The sequence below is a fragment of the Streptomyces sp. cmx-18-6 genome, from assembly GCF_046548915.1.
Classification (GTDB): Bacteria; Actinomycetota; Actinomycetes; order Streptomycetales; family Streptomycetaceae; genus Streptomyces.
Genome location: NZ_JAEBEP010000006.1, coordinates 443,064 through 460,519, shown reverse-complemented (window position 1 = coordinate 460,519; position 17,456 = coordinate 443,064). Strand labels below are relative to the sequence as shown.

Below are 17,456 nucleotides of genomic sequence, written 5' to 3'. Positions count from 1 at the left end.
GGGGATAATCCCAGCTCCAGGCGCGATCGGATGTCGAGTCGGCTGTGGTCCCCGCGCACGCGGGGTGTTCCACAGCGGCGTGACCGGGTCCCAGTTGGCGAGTGAGCGGTTGCGTGGGCCGACCGCCTCGCCACGCACCCCCGAGATGTGGGCACGCCCCACGGCCGGCGCACGAAGCGACGACTGCGGTCGCTCGTCTATGGGGTTGCCTTCGGCCAGGAACCCGGCGGCTACGGCCCGGCCCATCGGGCCTAGGCCAAGGACGGTGACGGGGGAAGCAGACATGGGGAGCTCCGAGGTTGTGACGGTGAGCGATCCGCATACATGCGGGATGGGCGTGGCCGTCGCGGTGTTCGAGGGCAAGTAGAAGTCGTTCATCATGTGGGCGCTCACCGGCGGCCCACGACGTTTCGGAGAGACCAGGCGGCTAGTCACCGGCATCAGTGAGAAGGTGTTGACGCAGCAGCTTCGAGAGCTCCAGGCGGACGGGATCGTCCACCGGGAGGACTACGACGAGGTGCCGCCTCGGGTTGAGTACTCGCTGACCGAGCACGGCCATCGGCTCTACGACCTGCTGGAACGGCTCTCCGTCTGGGGTCGGGACCACCTCACCGCAAGGGCAGAGGCCGAAATGGACAAGGGACTTGGCGCGCCTCCGCCAGGCTCCCCCGACACCGGTTCCTGATCAAGCACGAACCTTTAGGTACGTGCCGCGCCCAGTCCGGTTCGGCGTTCGCAGGGCTCCCGTGCGCAGTCCGGCCGAAGGCGGGCGACGAGCACCGACACCTCATCAAGGGCGGCACTATGTGCGGCTGCTCATTCCCTGACTGCGGGGGTGCTCCAAGGGAAGGTTGGAAGGGGCTGGGGGAGGAGTGGTGCTCCCCGGCACGGGAATGATCCCCTGTCGGGGGACGGAACTCCGCGAGTCGACTCGCGGAGTGGTCCCTGCGCACGTGGGAATGGCCCCTCGCCGTCGAGGTCGGCGACGTGTGTCCCTCCGCACGCACTGCGAGCCATAATGACTCGCAGTGCGACATTATGGTGGGAGGGTGTTCCCCGCGCACGCGGGGGTGAACCCTAGGGTGAGCACCATTGCGCACAACCGGTGCCATGTTCCCCGCACATGCGGGGATTTAACACAACGCAGACTTGAACCGGCTGGATCTGATTGAAATCGATTTTGATACAACTAGGGAGAGCAACATAACACAATGTAGGGAGAGCATTATTGAAATACGCCAGGAACATGTCAAAATTGCCCTAATGGAGCAACGCGCGTTTGCCAGAGCGATACCTGCTGTTGCAGATTCGAGGTCGTCCAGGCACACCAGGACACCTGCCTCGAAGCCTCAGCCGCCCAAAGGAGCTCTCCAATGACTGGAACACGCGGCCTTGATCAGCCCGACGACCGCCCCCACCCCCTCATCCTTGCCTTGACTTCAGGAGGATTGGTCGTGCCGCCAATGCTCACCCCTCCCGCATCCGCCGCATGGACCTGGAACATCACAGTGATCATCATCTTCACAGCGATCATCCTTGGGGCGCGCCTCTAACCAGGCAGACGGGGACACGCCGGACCCATACGCAACCCGTGCACGCTTAAGCGATCAACCTGGCTGGCGTCCCCACATAGGCAGGGGGTGCCAGCCAGAGGCAGTAGACGGCCACCCCAAGCGGTATTGCCGTTAATCGGCACTATGAGGCAGTGTCATGCGTGGTCGAGTGGTCATCAATTAAAGATCATTTTCGATTAATTTCGATCAACTTCGCACTTCTTTTGAAGACCTATCGCCACCGTTGCTCTATCGATGTCGAATGACCACATGGTCATGATCGACGCGGAACGCCTCACAGCATTCCGCCACCTGTCCCCCGCATCCCGAACCGCCTGGGGCAAGCACGACCGGAAGACCGAAGAGTGGCTCCCCCTGTGGCGGCACATGGCCGACAGTGCCGCCGTCGCGGGGCGGCTCTGGGACGAGTGGGTGCCCGACAACGTCAAGGCGCTGGTTGCGGAAGTGCTTCCGCAAGGGGCTGATGATGCACGGCAGTTGGCCGTCTATCTCGCCTGTGTGCACGACATCGGCAAGGCCACCCCCGCCTTCGCCTGCCAGGTGGACGGGCTTGCCGACCGGATGCGGGCCGCCGGGCTCGGCATGCCGTATCAGAAGCAGTTCGGGCTGGATCGCAGGATGGCTCCCCACGGGCTGGCCGGGCAGTTGCTCATTCAGGAGTGGCTGGCCGAGCGGTTCGGGTGGAGTGAGCGGGCTTCGGGGCAGTTCGCCGTGGTGGCCGGTGGGCATCACGGGACGCCGCCGGATCATCAGCAGATCCATGATCTCGGGTTGCGGCCCCGACTGTTGCGCACCGGCGGCGCGAGCGAGGACGTCTGGCGGGCGGTTCAGTACGAGTTGATGGACGCCTGTGCCGTGCGGGCCGGTGTGGAAGGGCGGTTCGCCGCGTGGCGGTCCGTGCGATTGCCGCAGCCCGTTCAGGTGGTGCTCACCGCGATCGTCATCGTCTCGGACTGGATCGCCAGCTCCTCCGAGCTGTTCCCGTACGATCCCGCCTCCTGGTCGCCGGTCGGAGAGGAGGGGGAGCGCCGTCGCCTCGCCGCCGCCTGGGCCGGGTTGGACCTCCCCGGGCCCTGGCGGGCCGAGCAACCGGGCGGCACCGCAGCCGAGTTGTTCCAGGCGCGGTTCGACCTTCCGGAGGGCGCCGGGATCAGGCCCGTACAGGAGGAAGCCGTACGGATGGCACGGCAGCTGCCCACCGGCGGGCTGCTGATCATCGAGGCCCCCATGGGGGAGGGCAAGACCGAGGCGGCCTTCGCGGCGGCGGAGGTCATGGCCGCCGCCTCGGGGGCCGGTGGGTGCCTCGTGGCGCTGCCCACCCGCGCGACCGGGGACGCGATGTTCCCCCGGCTGCTGAGCTGGCTGGGGCGGCTTCCCTCGGACGGGCCCCTGTCCGTCGTCCTCGCCCACGCCAAGGCGTCCCTCAACGAGGTGTGGGCCGGCATGACGAAGGCCGATCGGCGGACGATCGCGGCCGTCGATCTGGACGGCCCGGATGAGAAGGTGTCCCCCGTTGGGGCCGCGAACCGGGTCAACCCCGCCTCCCTCCACGCCCACCAGTGGCTGCGCGGCCGTAAGAAGGCGCTGCTGTCCTCCTTCGCCGTCGGCACCATCGACCAGGTGCTCTTCGCCGGGCTCAAGAGCCGGCACCTGGCGATGCGGCACCTCGCCGTCGCCGGCAAGGTCGTCGTCATCGACGAAGTGCACGCCTACGACGCGTACATGAACGCCTACCTCGACCGCGTACTGGAGTGGCTCGCCGCCTACCGGGTGCCCGTGGTGATGCTCTCCGCGACCCTCCCGGCGAAGCGCCGGCGCGAACTGGCCGCCGCGTACGCCGGGGAGGAGTCCCCCGAACTCGCCGAGGCCCTCGATCTCCCCGACGACGCCTACCCGTTGATCACCGCTGTCGCACCCGGCGACATCGTGCTGACGGCCCGGCCCGAGCCCGCCTCCGGACGGCGTACGGAGGTGGCCCTCGAACGGCTGGACGACGAACTGCCATCGTTGGTACGTCGGTTGGACGAGGAGCTGCGCGACGGCGGGTGCGCCCTCGTCGTACGCAACACCGTCGACCGGGTCCTGGAGGCCGCCGAACACCTCCGCTCGCACTTCGGGGCGGAGGCCGTCACCGTGGCGCACTCCCGGTTCATCGCGGCCGACCGGGCGCGCAAGGACACCGAGTTGCGCGAGCGGTTCGGCCCCGATGGCGACCGGACCGGCGGATCCCCCGGCGACCCTGCCGACCCGCACAGCGACCCCGCCAGGCCGCACGGCCGCCCGGACGACCCGGGCGACCCGCTCAGCGACCCCGCCAGGTCACACGGCGACCCTGCCGACCCGCACGGCCACCCCGACCGCCCGTACAGCCGACCCGCCGGGCCGCACATCGTCGTGGCCAGTCAGGTCGTCGAACAGTCCCTGGACGTCGACTTCGACCTCCTGGTCACCGATCTCGCCCCCGTCGACCTGGTGCTCCAGCGCATGGGCCGGCTGCATCGCCATCCGCGTACCCGGCCGCCCCGACTCGCCCGGGCCCGCTGCCTGATCACCGGGGTGGAGGACTGGAACGCCGAACTGCCCAAGCCCGTAAAGGGTTCCCTCGCCGTCTATCAGGGGCCGCACACCCTGCTGCGGGCGCTCGCCGTGCTGGGGCCGCATCTCGACGGCGTACCGCTCGTCCTGCCCGACCACATCAGCCCGTTGGTGCAGGCCGCCTACGACGAACGGCCGGTCGGGCCCGAGCACTGGGCGGCGGATCTGGCCGCCGCCCGGCGGGGGTACCTGACCCGGCTGGCCCAGAAGCGGGAGCGGGCCGACGTGTTCCGGCTGGGGCCGGTACGCCGGGCCGGGCGGCCCCTCTTCGGCTGGCTCGACGGCAACGCCGGGGACGCCGACGACAGCCGCAGCGGGCGTGCGCAGGTGCGGGACAGCGAGGAGAGCCTGGAGGTGCTGGTCGTCCAGCGCCGCGCGGACGGCCGGCTGACCACCGTGAGCTGGCTCGACAAGGGACGCGGTGGGCTGGACCTGCCGGAACACACGCCTCCGCCGCACCGGGCCGCCGAAGTCGTCGCCGCGTGCGCGTTGACGCTGCCCCGCCTCCTCACCCATCCGAGGACCATCGACCGGACCATCGCGGAGCTGGAGCGGTTCGTCGTACCGGCCTGGCAGGTGAAGGAGTGCCCCTGGCTGGCGGGCGAGTTGCTGCTCGTTCTGGACGAGGATTGTCAGACCCACCTGTCAGGCTTCGAAGTCCACTACAGCGTCGATGACGGGCTCCGGGCGGGTCCTGTCGGCGCGCGCGGAGCAAGCCGAGCAAAGGGGCTCGAATCGGTGACGTCCAAGGTGCCTTCTTTCGATCTGGTCTCCGAGCCGTGGCTGCCTGTCCAGTACGCGGACGGCTCCACCGGGCAGCTCTCGCTGCACGACGTATTCGCGCGGGCCAAGGACGTCCGGCGGCTGGTGGGTGATCTCCCGACCCAGGAGCCGGCCCTGCTGCGCCTGCTGCTGGCGATCCTGTACGACGCCCTGGACGAGGCCGAGGGCCGATCGGGTGGTGCGCCGGCGCAGTTGGAGGACTGGGAGGCGTTGTGGGAAGCGCCGGACTCCTTCGACGTCGTCGCCGACTACCTCGACCGGCACCGGGACCGCTTCGACCTTCTCCATCCCGAGCGGCCGTTCTTCCAGGTCGCCGGATTGCACACGCAGAAGCACGAAGTCGCCTCGCTGAACCGGATCGTGGCCGACGTGCCGAACGGCGAGGCGTTCTTCTCGATGCGCCGGCCCGGCGTGGAGCGGCTCGGTCTCGCGGAGGCGGCCCGCTGGCTCGTGCACACGCACGCGTACGACTCCTCGGGCATCAAGTCCGGGATGGAGGGCGACGACCGGGTCAAGGGCGGGAAGGTGTATCCGCAGGGTGTCGGCTGGGTGGGCGGTCTCGGTGGTGTCTTCGCGGACGGCTCGGACCTGCGGGAAATGCTCCTGCTGAATCTGATTCCGACGGATGAGGGCATCCTGGCGTCGGAGCCGAAGGCCGACCTTCCCGTCTGGCGGCGCGAGACGCCCCCCGGTCCCGGGGTGCTGGAAGGGGACCCTTCCGTTCCGCGACCCGCAGGCCCGCGCGACCTCTACACCTGGCAGTCCCGGCGGCTGCTCCTTCGCGTGGCGGGAGCAGACGTCACCGGGGTCGTCCTCGGTTACGGGGACCCGCTCGCCCCCGCCAACCGGCAGAACAAGGAACCGATGACGGGCTGGCGGCGCAGTCAGGCGCAGGAGAAGAAGCTCGGCCGTCCGTTGATCTACCTGCCGCGTCAGCACGATCCCGCCCGGGCCGCCTGGCGCGGTCTGGGCAGCCTGTTGTACGCGCAGCAGCCGGCCGGCGACACGACCGGCCGAGGTACGCCCCAGAGCCTGCCGCCCGGGATCGTGAGATGGCTGGCCCTGCTCAGTACCGAAGGCGTGCTGGAGAAGGGCTCGCTGATCCGTACGCGGTTGGTCGGTGCGGTCTACGGGACGCAGCAGTCCGTGGTGGACGAGGTGGTGGACGACTCCATCGTCCTGCCGGTCGTTCTGCTGCACCAGGACCGACGCCTGCACGGTGCGGTCGCCGTCGACGCGGTCACCGACGCCGAGCAGGCCGTGTCGGCGCTGGGGCACCTGGCCGGGAATCTGGCGCGGGCGGCCGGTTCGGAGGCCGGGCCGGCCACGGGCACCGCCCGCGATCTGGGGTTCGGGGCGCTGGACGGGCCGTACCGGCAGTGGTTGGCGGACCTCAGCACGGAACCGGACCCGGATGCCGCGCGCGCGGAATGGCAGGCCACAGCGCGCCATGTCGTTCTCGACCTCGGCCGTCAGCTCCTCGACTCGGCGGGCCGGGGCGCGGCGGAGGGACGGGTGGTCGACCTGCCGGGGGTGGGCAAGCGCTGGGTCGATAGTTCGCGGGCGGACCTGTGGTTCCGGACCCGGATCAACAAGGTGCTGCCCAAGCCGCCGCCCGAGCTGCCCGAGCCACCGCCCGAAACGACTGCTCCGACCGCCGCCGACCGGGCCGACCGGGCCGACCGGGCCGACCGGGCCGACCGGGCTGACCGGGGCCACGAAGCTCCTCCGGAGGGAACCGCATGACCATCACCCCCACGACGACCGGCGCGGGAGCGGGCGCACCGGACGCCTCGTCAGCGCCCCGGGACGGCAAGCCGGTGGCCACGGACCTGCCCGACCACCTGTTGGTCGCCCGCGCGACGGGCATGTACATCGCACGGATCCAGCCGCAGTACCTGGCCGACACATCGGCCGCCGTGGCGGAGCTCGCCCGGCTGCGACGCGGGGCGGGCAAGCGGGCTCACCAGGTCCAGGACCTGTGGGGCGTCGGCGGGACGGAGGAGCTGGCCCGGATCCTCGAAGTGCGGGAGCACTTCTTCCGCCGCGAGTACGCGGAGGAGGCCGTCTTCCTCGCCTCCACCCTGTGGGCCCTGCACCAGCAGTCCGGCCGGGACACGGGCATGCACGACCGAAGGCAGAACCTGGGCGGGGCGGTCCGCACGCTGATCCGGCTGAAGGGGGCCTCCGCCGAGGACGAGGAGGACTCCCCGCTGCGCAAACGCCTGGTGCGGGTCGGCACGGCCGAGTCCCTCGACTCCGTCGCCGTACGGCTCAGGGAGATCGTGCTGCTCCTGCGCGGCGCGGGGGAGCCCCTCGACTACGCGCGCCTGGCCGGGCAGCTCTACCGCTGGCAGTCCCGCCCCGACCGGGCCGGGGTGCAGCGGGAGTGGGGGCGTGAGTTCCATCTGGCCGCCGCCTCCGCCGCGAAGAAGGCGAAGCCGTCCTCCGCCGGCTCCGTTGAGAACGCCGAGGCGATCGACCGGAGCCTGGCCCCGGATGAGGAGTACGGGGGTTACGCGGCCGGGGAATGACGCCCGCGCTCGTACACCTCCGCGGCTGCCGCCCGCCCATGCCTCCGCCCCCCGTAGAACATCTTTCGCGCATGACGACGAACAGAGGAATTGAGCACGCGTGACCCTGACCAGGACGATTGTCGACATCCACATCCTCCAGACCGTTCCGCCGAGCAATCTGAACCGCGACGACACGGGGACGCCGAAGTCAGCGACGTACGGGGGCGTGCGGCGCTCCCGGGTGTCCAGTCAGGCGTGGAAGAGGGCCACCCGTAAGGCGTTCACGGAGCTGCTCGACTCGACCGAGCTCGGCGTCCGGACCAAGAAGGTCGTGGAAGTCCTCGCCGACAGGGTCCTGGGGTTGGACCCGTCGTTGTCGCGGGTCGCCGCGCAGAGCCTGGCGGCGGAGACGATCCTCGCGGCGACCGGCTCGAGGGTCGCCGTCCCCACCCGGAAGAGCAAGCAGGACGTGGAGGACCCGGCGGCGGAGTCCACGTACCTGATGTTCCTGAGCGACCGGCAGTTCGACGCGCTCGCCCGGATGACGGTCGAAGGCGGGAAGGGCGGTGACGTCAAGGCGCTCAAGGAGTTCTTCAAGGACAAGGAGAACAAGGCCCGGGCCAAGCAGGCGGCCCGGACCGAGCACTCGGTGGACATCGCGCTGTTCGGCCGCATGGTGGCGGACTCGACCGACCTGAACGTGGACGCGGCGGCCCAGGTCGCGCACGCACTCAGCGTGCACGCGGTGGAGGTCGAGTCGGATTACTACACGGCGGTCGACGACAAGAACACGGACGCCGAGACCGGCGCGGGGATGATCGGCACCATCGACTTCAACTCCGCGACGCTCTACCGCTACGCCGCGCTCGACGTGAACCGCCTCCAGGAGAACCTGGGCGCGGGGCACGACGAGGCCCGGCCGGTGGAGCCCACACGGCGGGCGGTGACCGCGTTCCTCGAAGGGTTCATCACCTCCCTCCCGACCGGGAAGATCAACACGTTCGGCAACCAGACCCTGCCGGCCGCCGTGATCGTGAAGCTCCGCTCCCGGCGTCCGGTCAGTTACGTGGCCGCGTTCGAGGAGCCCGTGGCGGTGAGCAGGGACGGCGGCTTCCTCAAGGAGAGCTGCGCGAGGCTCGCCGACTTCGTGCCGGATCTGGAGAGGAGCTTCGGCCTGACGGACGGCCCGGAGGGGTGGGTCCTGCGGGTGGGCAAGGACACGGATGCTCTGAGCGTGCTGGGGAAGTCCGTGAGCCTGAACGAGCTGCTGGCCGAGGTGGGGGACGCCGTGGCCGCGCGGCTGGCGCCGGAGTCTTCGGAGAGCAGTGGTGCGAGTGACGGGGCGGGCGTCGCGGCGGAGCCCGGGGCATGAGCGTGCTGCTGCTGCGGCTCGCGGGTCCCCTCCAGTCGTGGGGGTCCGCGGCCCGCTTCACCCGCCGCACCACGGAGAGCGCGCCCACCAAGAGCGGTGTCATCGGCCTCCTCGCGGCGGCCCAGGGCCGCAGACGGGACGCCGACCTCTCCGACCTCGCGGCGCTGGAGTTCGGCGTCCGCATCGACCAGCCCGGCACCCGGCTCCGCGATTTCCACACCGCGCACCACAGCGACACGCTGAAGGCGATGCCGCTTTCGGAGCGCTTCTACCTGGCCGACGCGGTGTTCGTGGCGGGCGTGAGCGGTGACGCCGGGCTCGTACAACGGTTGTACGAGGCGCTGCTGGAGCCCGTATTCCTGCCGTACCTCGGCCGCCGGTCCTGCCCGCCCTCGCGACCGGTCACGATCGCGGAACCGCTGGACGCGGAGCTGGAGGAGGCCCTGAGGCAGGCGCGGTGGGAAGCCTCCGCCTGGTACAGGAAGCACCGGGTCACCTCCTTCCGCCGCCGGGGCCGGCCCGCGCCCGCGGAGGTGCGGCTTGACCTTCTGCTGGAGAGCCCGCCCGACCGGTTGCCGGACATGACGCTGCGGGACCTCCCGGTGAGCTTCGATCCGCGCCACCGGCGGTACGGGCTGCGGGGCGTGCGGACCGCCGAGACCCGCGTGCCCGTCGAGGCCGGGGCGCGGCCGTCTCCGCAGCCCCACGAACCCACCGCACTGCTCACGCCGGTCGCGCCCGTCCCGCCTGTCTCACCCGTCCCGTCCGTTTCTGCCCTCCCGCCCGTCGCTCCCGGCTCCACCCCGCCGGTCGCCCCCACCCCGTCCGTCCCACCCATCCCGCCCGTCACACCGAGGACCGACTGACTGATGTACCTCACCCGTTTCCGTGTGAACACCGGCCGGTTCGAAGGCCGCCGGCTGCTCGGCTCGCCGCACCGCGTACACGGCGCGGTGAACGCCTCCTTCCCCACGCCCCCCTCCCGTGACGGATCAGGCCCCCGGGTGCTGTGGCGGGTGGACCACAACGGGGCCTCCGAGACGCTGCTCTTCATCGTCAGCCCCACCCGCCCGGACCTGACCCACCTCGTCGAGCAGGCAGGCTGGCCCGCCTCGGACGAGGCCGGATGGACGACGTTCGCGTACGCCGATTTCCTCACCGCGCTCCATCCGGGCGACACCTGGGGATTCAGGCTCACCGCCAACCCCGTGCACAACATCCGCCACCAGTACCTCGAGGAGGGGCAGCCCACGAAGCGGGCCGCGCATCGGACTCCCCGTCATCAGATGAAGTGGCTGCTGGATCGGCAGGAGAAAGCGGGGTTCGAGATCGTCCGGAAGCCGGAGGAGCGGCGGCTGCTGCCCGAGGGGGACGAGTACGAGCTCGTCGTCCGCGATCAGATCCCGTTGCAGTTCCACCGGCCGCAGCCGCAGGCAGAGACACGGGCACAGGCACAAGCGCCGACGCGGACTCAAGCACCGCCGAAGGCCGGAGCGAAGGGGGGCCGGGCCGGTGACGTACAGATCACCAAGGTCACCTTCGACGGCCGGCTGCGGATCACGGATCCGGAGGCTTTCCGCCGTACGCTCACGCACGGTCTGGGGAAGGCGAAGGCGTACGGCTGCGGCCTGATGACCCTGGCCCCGGTGCGGAGCCAGGGGGAGGGGGCGGCGTGAGCACGGTCGGCAGCAGGGGCGCTTCCACGCCGCGCGAACTCACGCGGGTCGGCGACCGGCTCTCGTTCGTCTACCTGGAGCGGTGCACGGTGCACCGGGACTCCAACGCGATCACCGCCGAGGACGCGGACGGCGTCACCCACATCCCGTCCGCCACCATCGGCACGCTGTTGCTCGGCCCCGGGACCCGCGTCACCCATCAGGCGATGGCGCTCCTCGGAGAGAGCGGGGCGGGCGTGGCCTGGGTCGGTGAACACGGAGTGCGGTATTACGCGGGCGGCCGGGCCCTCACCCGTTCCTCCGGCCTGATCGAGGCGCAGGCCACGGCGTGGGCGAACCGGCGCACCCGGCTGGAGGTCGCACGCGCCATGTACCGCCTGCGCTTTCCGGGCGAGGACACGGCGGGCCGTACCCGGCAGGATCTGCTGGGGATGGAGGGCCGGCGGCTGAAGGAGTGCTACAAGCGGGAGTCCTTACGCACGGGTGTCCCCTGGCGGCGACGCGACTACCACCGCGAGGACTTCTCGGCCGGCGACGCCCCCAACCAGGCCGTGACGGCCGCTGCGCAGTGCATGTACGGGGTCTCCCACTCCGTCGTCGCCGCGCTCGGCTGCTCCCCCGGTCTTGGCTTCGTCCACTCGGGCCACGAGCGCTCGTTCGTCATGGACGTGGCGGACTTCTACAAGACCGAGGTCGCCATCCCGGCCGCCTTCGACGCGGCGGCGGAGGGGGCGGACGACATCGCGGCCCGGACGCGCCGGATGCTCCGGGACCGCATCAACCGAACGGGCCTGCTCGACCGTTGCGTCCGCGACATCAAGGACCTGCTCGGCTACGACGGCACGCGCGACACGACCCAGGCGGACGGTACGTCGTCGGACCGGGTCACCCTCCAGTCGGACGGGGACGCCCACGTCGAGGCCGGCCGCAACTACGGGGACGAGGTCGTCTGGTGACCGTCATCGTCCTCACCAACTGCCCGGTGGGGCTGCGGGGCTTCCTCACCCGCTGGCTGCTGGAGATCTCGCCGGGCGTCTTCCTGGGCTCTCCGTCGACCCGTATCCGTGAACTCCTGTGGACCGAAGTCCGTGAGTACGCCGGCCAGGGCCGCGCGCTGCTCGCCTACCAGACGGACAACGAACAGGGCTACGCCTTCGAAACCCACGACCACGCCTGGCACCCGACCGACCACGAGGGCCTCACCCTGATCCACCGCCCGAACCCTCATGCTCCACGCCCCGGAAAGACCCCTGCCGAGGTCCCTCGGCAGGGCTGGAGCAAGGCGTCGAAGAGGCGGAGGTTCGGGGGGCGGTAGGGGTGGTTGCCCGGGAGGGGCGCTGCGTGTGAAGGGGAGATCCGTATGCACCGTGACGGCGATATGCACGGAATGACCGATAGGCGAGCATCTACGGAAGTAAGCAAAAACCGACTCCCGCCCCGATAACGCCGCAGGTCAGCAACTGTGGTCCCCGCGCGTGCGGGGGTGGTCCCCGGGTGAGCTCGTAGTCGTCTGGACTCTGGATGTGGTCCCCGCGCGTGCGGGGGTGGTCCCCGCAACCCCGAAGACTCCGATGGCGGCACCGGGTGGTCCCCGCGCGTGCGGGGGTGGTCCCAGGCCGACCGTGCCCCACAGGACGGCGCGCCCGTGGTCCCCGCGCGTGCGGGGGTGGTCCCGACGCGCAGGTCTCGGGCTGCTCCTTCGTGGGGTGGTCCCCGCGCGTGCGGGGGTGGTCCCGTCCGCACCATCGCGGAGAGCGGCGGGCTGGAGTGGTCCCCGCGCGTGCGGGGGTGGTCCCCGCGCTCCAGCTCCGGGCCTGGTGGGCCGAGTGTGGTCCCCGCGCGTGCGGGGGTGGTCCCCGGGTCGTCCTCGTACCCGAAGGTGCAGATGAGTGGTCCCCGCGCGTGCGGGGGTGGTCCCCTGGCCGCGTTCGGCCGGAGCCTGATGTTCGGGTGGTCCCCGCGCGTGCGGGGGTGGTCCCAACGGCGAGGATCTGCGCGATCTGGACGGCCTGTGGTCCCCGCGCGTGCGGGGGTGGTCCCGCGTTGAAGGGCACGTTCCGGACTCTCCATGGGTGGTCCCCGCGCGTGCGGGGGTGGTCCCGGACTGGGTGATGTACGCGACCGACGCGACGGGTGGTCCCCGCGCGTGCGGGGGTGGTCCCACCCCCACGCTCATGACATGACACGGAGTGGCGTGGTCCCCGCGCGTGCGGGGGGGGGTCCCTCCGGCATCCCCGTGGTGTCCAGGCCCATGGGGTGGTCCCCGCGCGTGCGGGGGTGGTCCCAACTCCAGCAACGACCCGTCCGGGAAGAGGGGGTGGTCCCCGCGCGTGCGGGGGTGGTCCCGTGGCTCACGGCGTCGTGGTAGCAGTGGTGGTGTGGTCCCCGCGCGTGCGGGGGTGGTCCCCCCGCAGGGTGTCTTCCGGTACACGTACCGCTGTGGTCCCCGCGCGTGCGGGGGTGGTCCCTCGGCCAAGCAGGCGAAGCTCTGGCACAACGGGTGGTCCCCGCGCGTGCGGGGGTGGTCCCCTCCCGAAGCGTCCACGTCAGATCCCCGAACTGTGGTCCCCGCGCGTGCGGGGGTGGTCCCCGGTACGACTCCCAGGGTCACCTTCGAGCACAGTGGTCCCCGCGCGTGCGGGGGTGGTCCTCCGCCCCGTACTTCGCCTTGGTGGTCCCCGCGCGTGCGGGGGTGGTCCCTGGCTCATCGACACCGTCCGCATCAGCCTACGGTGGTCCCCGCGCGTGCGGGGGTGGTCCCTGGCTACGCCACACCCACCGGTTGTCGGACTCGTGGTCCCCGCGCGTGCGGGGGTGGTCCCTGGGCAGCGGACCCGTGCGGGGCGGAGCTCTCGTGGTCCCCGCGCGTGCGGGGGTGGTCCCGACACCCGGCTGCCTCCCCGCGCTCCCGCCCCGTGGTCCCCGCTCATGCGGGGGTGGTCCCACCGCCCGGTCGCTCATGGCTTCGCGCTGCAAGTGGTCCCGCCCGTGCGGGGCGGTCCCAGCGGCGGGCGGAAGCGCCCTGCGGCTCGTTGCGGCCTCCGTGTACGGGGTTCACCCCAAGCGTGCGTCCGAGGGCATGGTCGAACCTGGTGTGGCCCCTGCCGGCGGTGCCTCGTGGCGTAGGCGTGGTGCCGGACGACCATGTGGAGGACCCTCACCCGATAGCGCCGTCGCGCGGCTCCCGTCGACGTTCGACCTCGGCATCGGCACAAGCCGCACAGGCGGCCTCGGCTGACAGACGGCAGCAGCGTGAGGGAGAAGCAGGTCGGGGGAAGCGGCGTCGGGGGACAAGCCGCTTCCCCCGAGGGGAACAGGGCCTGCGGTCAGTCGCCGCGGTCGGGGGGAAGTCGCGCGGCGGTGACCCCACAGTGAGGTCCTGTTCCGGCCCCCGGGTCCTGCCGGGGCCGGGGGCTCAGGTTCATCGTGCCTGGGCGCAGAAGCCGTAGGGGTGGGCATAAAGGCATCGATCGGCGGGGCTTAAGACCTTAAAGGGCTTGTCAGTGATCGGGAACAGCCCCTGGATACGGCCAAGTGTGCGGATACAATCGCCCGATCGCAGGCGAGGCGCGGGCGGGGTCTACGAGGGGCAGGGCAGTGACCAAGGCAAAGATGATCACCTTCTACATAGTGGTGGTCTTCGTGCTGTACACGATCATCACCGCTCCCAAGCGGTCCGCCGAGCTCGTAGAGGTAGGGTTCGAGGGCATTTCCAGCGCCGCCCAGAGCGTCGGCGACTTCATGACCGAACTGGTGAATTAGCAAGCAGTAGGGGTACCGATGATCCGCCACCTGGTCCTGTTCAAGCTGAACGAAGGCGTTGAGCGGGACGATCCGCGGGTGGTCGCCGGGGACCGGGCCTTCCGGGAGCTGGAGGGGCAGGTTCCGGAGCTGGAGTTCTGGGAGTGCGCCTGGAACATCACCGACCGGCCGATCGCGTACGACTACGCCATCAACTCCGCCGTCGCCGACGAGGACGCCCTCAAGCGCTACATCGAGCACCCGGCCCACCAGGCCGCCGCCGGCCAGTGGCGCGAATTCGCCACTTGGGTGATCGCCGACTACCCCTTCTGACCCGTTCCCCGGCGGCCCGTAGGCCCGGCTCCGCCCCAACCCTCGCCGTTCAGGCGAGGGGTTTTCTGTGTTCTGTTTAAACCCTTATGACCTCAACACGGCAATTTGCGGTGCTTGCACACAGTGGACATGTCTTGTGATGCTATGACCGCTTTTGACGGATGAGTTGACCGTTTGACCGTAGTTGACCGCGAAGGGGTGGCGTCACCGTGCCGGCCAGTACAGCGCCTCAAGTGCCTCCCCAGTCCGTCCAGCCATCCGAGGCCGCCCAGGCCGCCGCGCCAGCCGTTCACGGCACCGCTCAGACCGCCCAGGCCAGTACGCGGGCCGGCACACAGACCGGCGCCCAGACCGGCGCGCAGGCCGTCCAGGCCACCGCCCCCACCGCCCCCGCCGCTCACGCCCCCCGCGCCGCCCCGGCCGAGGAGATCCAGACCGAGACCCCGGACCCCACCACCCCGCCCGCCAGAACCCGCGGGGCCGACACCAGGGCCCTCACCCAGGTGCTCTTCGGCCGGCTCAAGGACCTGGAGCCCGGCACCCCGGAACACGGCCGCGTCCGGGCCGCCCTCATCGAGGCGAACCTCCCCCTCGTCCGGTACGCCGCCGCCCGCTTCCGCAGCCGCAACGAGCCGATGGAGGACGTCGTCCAGGTCGGCACCATCGGCCTGATCAACGCCATCGACCGCTTCGACCCGGAACGCGGCGTCCAGTTCCCCACCTTCGCGATGCCCACCGTCGTCGGCGAGATCAAGCGCTACTTCCGCGACAACGTCCGCACCGTCCACGTCCCCCGCCGGCTGCACGAGCTCTGGGTCCAGGTCACCGGCGCGACCGAGGACCTGACGACCGCTCACGGACGCTCCCCCACCACCGCCGAGATCGCCGAGCGGCTGAAGATCTCCGAGGACGAGGTGCTCGCCTGCATCGAGGCGGGACGCTCGTACCACGCGACCTCCCTGGAGGCGGCGCAGGAGGGCGACGGGCTGCCCGGGCTGCTCGACCGGCTCGGCTACGAGGACCCCGCGCTGGCCGGAGTCGAGCACCGCGACCTCGTACGCCACCTCCTCGTCCAGCTTCCCGAGCGCGAGCAGCGCATCCTTCTCCTGCGCTACTACAGCAACTTGACCCAGTCTCAGATCAGCGCCGAACTCGGCGTCTCCCAGATGCACGTGTCAAGGCTCCTGGCCCGAAGTTTCGCCCGACTGAGGTCCGCAAACAGGATCGAAGCGTAGCTGGAACGGGTAGACCCCAAAGAGTTCACTTCTGGCGGCGTAAAAGGCTCACACCCCCTGTTTCCAGGGCAGATTCAGCGCTGACTTGTCGACATGTCACTACAGCGTGTTGCCGACATGTGACATTCTGCTCGAAGCGCGTTTGCCGCAGCCCCACCTCCGGTATTCAGGTGGAGGCTGCGTTCCTCCGATGGTCGCGGCCACCGCGACCGTCCGCGACCTCAAGGGGGTGGCATGTCCGCAGAACAGGGCAGCTCGAAGGTGCTCACGCTCACGAAGAGCGTGCCGGCACCCGCCGTGCTCACCAGCTCGCCGGAAGCCATCGACACCCGCACTCTGTCCCGCTCCCTGTTCCTGCGGCTCGCCGCGCTCGGCCCCGCTTCGGGTCCCGAGGGAACGGACAGTCCGGAGCGGACCTATGTGCGGGACACACTCATCGAGCTCAACCTCCCGCTGGTGCGTTACGCCGCGGCGCGGTTCCGGAGCCGTAACGAACCGATGGAGGACATCGTCCAGGTCGGCACGATCGGCCTGATCAAGGCGATCGACCGGTTCGACTGCGAACGGGGCGTGGAGTTCCCGACGTTCGCGATGCCCACCGTCGTCGGCGAGATCAAGCGCTTCTTCCGCGACACCTCCTGGTCCGTGCGGGTGCCCCGCCGCCTCCAGGAGCTGCGGCTCGCGCTGACCAAGACCAGCGACGAGCTCGCGCAGAAGCTCGACCGCTCCCCGACCGTGCCGGAGCTCGCCAGAGCCCTCGGGGTCTCCGAGGAGGACGTGGTCGACGGCCTCGCCGTGGGCAACGCGTACACCGCCTCCTCGCTCGACTCCCCCTCGCCCGAGGACGACGGCGGCGAGGGCTCCCTCGCCGACCGCCTGGGGTACGAGGACGCGGCGCTGGAAGGCGTCGAGTACCGCGAGTCGCTGAAGCCCCTGCTGGCCAAACTCGCCCCGCGCGAGCGGCAGATCATCATGCTGCGCTTCTTCGCCAACATGACCCAGTCGCAGATCGGCGAGGAGGTCGGCATCTCCCAGATGCACGTCTCCCGGCTGCTCACCCGCACCCTCGCCCAGCTCAGGGAAGGGCTCATCTCGGACTGAGGGCAGGGCGGGAGCCCGGTCGCACGGTGAGACCGTGCACGAGGGTTCTGATTTGACGGACCGTCAGACACACTGGCGCGATGCGACGTCAGATGCGTCAGACACCTCAGCCACGTCAGATACGCCGGCCAAGCACGCCGAACGGCCGCCGAGGCACCGTGATCGTCGCCTCGGCGGCCGCGCTGTGTCTGGGCGGCGGCCTCCTGGTCGGCTGCGGGGGCGGGCCGGGGCGTGGTGACGGTTACGTGGCGGTGGGCGCGGCCGGCGGGGGGCCCGAGCGATCCACGGGCGGGGGCGGGGGACCTTCCGGGGAAGTGACGCTGGTCCCGTTGGACGGTGCGGGCGCGGAGGAGAGCGGGGGCGGAGCCGGGGGACGCGGGGACGGCCGGAGCCCCGGAGCCTCCTCGCCGCCCGCCGGAGGCCCGGGCAGCACCGGAGGCACCGGAGGCGCTGACGCGGCCGATGGGCGTACGGGAGGCCCAGCGGCGCAGCCCCCCCGGCACCGGCCCGCAAGGCAGCGGGAGCCGAAA

At 70.6% G+C, this 17,456-nt stretch carries 12 protein-coding genes and 1 CRISPR repeat array; all 12 genes read left to right on the top strand.

Annotation, left to right across the window (positions count from 1 at the left end; all coding sequences use genetic code 11):
- Positions 1-379: 379 nt before the first annotated feature.
- The 12 genes from ACLJPL_RS17490 to ACLJPL_RS17435 all read left to right on the top strand — a co-directional run bounded on the left by ACLJPL_RS17490 (position 380) and on the right by ACLJPL_RS17435 (position 16,926).
- Positions 380-685 (top strand): winged helix-turn-helix transcriptional regulator, encoded by a 306-nt coding sequence (locus tag ACLJPL_RS17490; protein ID WP_411081750.1) that lies wholly within the window; start codon positions 380-382, stop codon positions 683-685.
- A 1,123-nt stretch (positions 686-1,808) separates the two neighbouring features.
- Positions 1,809-6,698, top strand: coding sequence for a type I-E CRISPR-associated protein Cse1/CasA (gene casA, locus ACLJPL_RS17485; RefSeq protein ID WP_411081749.1), 4,890 nt, complete (start codon positions 1,809-1,811; stop codon positions 6,696-6,698).
- Positions 6,695-7,486: a type I-E CRISPR-associated protein Cse2/CasB gene (gene casB, locus ACLJPL_RS17480; protein WP_411081748.1), complete on the top strand. Its 792-nt coding sequence runs from the start codon at positions 6,695-6,697 to the stop codon at positions 7,484-7,486. The genes casA and casB overlap by 4 nt, the downstream gene beginning before the upstream one ends.
- 106 nt (positions 7,487-7,592) lie before the next feature.
- Entirely contained in the window at positions 7,593-8,840 is a 1,248-nt protein-coding gene (gene cas7e, locus ACLJPL_RS17475) for a type I-E CRISPR-associated protein Cas7/Cse4/CasC (RefSeq protein ID WP_411081793.1), read from the top strand.
- Positions 8,837-9,706 (top strand): type I-E CRISPR-associated protein Cas5/CasD, encoded by an 870-nt coding sequence (cas5e, locus tag ACLJPL_RS17470; RefSeq protein ID WP_411081747.1) that lies wholly within the window; start codon positions 8,837-8,839, stop codon positions 9,704-9,706. Before cas7e ends, cas5e begins: the two co-directional genes overlap by 4 nt.
- A 3-nt stretch (positions 9,707-9,709) precedes the next feature.
- The gene (cas6e, locus tag ACLJPL_RS17465) at positions 9,710-10,516 is read left to right on the top strand and encodes a type I-E CRISPR-associated protein Cas6/Cse3/CasE (protein WP_411081746.1); all 807 of its coding nucleotides are present in this window, start codon (positions 9,710-9,712) and stop codon (positions 10,514-10,516) included.
- On the top strand, positions 10,513-11,472 hold the full coding sequence (gene cas1e, locus ACLJPL_RS17460) for a type I-E CRISPR-associated endonuclease Cas1e (RefSeq protein WP_411081745.1): 960 nt from the start codon (positions 10,513-10,515) through the stop codon (positions 11,470-11,472). The genes cas6e and cas1e overlap by 4 nt, the downstream gene beginning before the upstream one ends.
- Positions 11,469-11,831 carry a type I-E CRISPR-associated endoribonuclease Cas2e gene (gene cas2e / locus ACLJPL_RS17455; RefSeq protein ID WP_411081744.1) on the top strand — a complete coding sequence of 121 codons (363 nt, stop codon included), beginning with the start codon at positions 11,469-11,471 and terminating at the stop codon, positions 11,829-11,831. The genes cas1e and cas2e overlap by 4 nt, the downstream gene beginning before the upstream one ends.
- A gap of 147 nt (positions 11,832-11,978) precedes the next feature.
- A CRISPR array of direct repeats spans positions 11,979-13,460; the repeat unit is 29 nt; unit sequence GTGGTCCCCGCGCGTGCGGGGGTGGTCCC.
- A gap of 653 nt (positions 13,461-14,113) precedes the next feature.
- Positions 14,114-14,278: a hypothetical protein gene (locus tag ACLJPL_RS17450; protein ID WP_411081743.1), complete on the top strand. Its 165-nt coding sequence runs from the start codon at positions 14,114-14,116 to the stop codon at positions 14,276-14,278.
- Between the two features lie 18 nt (positions 14,279-14,296).
- Positions 14,297-14,590, top strand: a complete 294-nt coding sequence (locus tag ACLJPL_RS17445) for a Dabb family protein (protein ID WP_003967684.1) — start codon at positions 14,297-14,299, stop codon at positions 14,588-14,590.
- Between the two features lie 428 nt (positions 14,591-15,018).
- Positions 15,019-15,825 (top strand): RNA polymerase sigma factor SigF, encoded by an 807-nt coding sequence (locus ACLJPL_RS17440; RefSeq protein WP_411081792.1) that lies wholly within the window; start codon positions 15,019-15,021, stop codon positions 15,823-15,825.
- A 234-nt stretch (positions 15,826-16,059) separates the two neighbouring features.
- Positions 16,060-16,926, top strand: coding sequence for an RNA polymerase sigma factor SigF (locus ACLJPL_RS17435; protein WP_336678769.1), 867 nt, complete (start codon positions 16,060-16,062; stop codon positions 16,924-16,926).
- Positions 16,927-17,456: the final 530 nt, after the last annotated feature.

What these genes read in the sequence shown, in the direction of transcription:
- casA (WP_411081749.1), top strand. Translation starts at nt 1,809, where the DNA reads ATGTCGAATGACCACATGGTCATGATCGACGCGGAACGCCTCACAGCA.
- casB (WP_411081748.1), top strand. Translation starts at nt 6,695, where the DNA reads ATGACCATCACCCCCACGACGACCGGCGCGGGAGCGGGCGCACCGGAC.
- ACLJPL_RS17445 (WP_003967684.1), top strand. Translation starts at nt 14,297, where the DNA reads ATGATCCGCCACCTGGTCCTGTTCAAGCTGAACGAAGGCGTTGAGCGG.
- ACLJPL_RS17435 (WP_336678769.1), top strand. Translation starts at nt 16,060, where the DNA reads ATGTCCGCAGAACAGGGCAGCTCGAAGGTGCTCACGCTCACGAAGAGC.
- cas6e (WP_411081746.1), top strand. Translation starts at nt 9,710, where the DNA reads ATGTACCTCACCCGTTTCCGTGTGAACACCGGCCGGTTCGAAGGCCGC.
- cas5e (WP_411081747.1), top strand. Translation starts at nt 8,837, where the DNA reads ATGAGCGTGCTGCTGCTGCGGCTCGCGGGTCCCCTCCAGTCGTGGGGG.
- ACLJPL_RS17490 (WP_411081750.1), top strand. Translation starts at nt 380, where the DNA reads ATGTGGGCGCTCACCGGCGGCCCACGACGTTTCGGAGAGACCAGGCGG.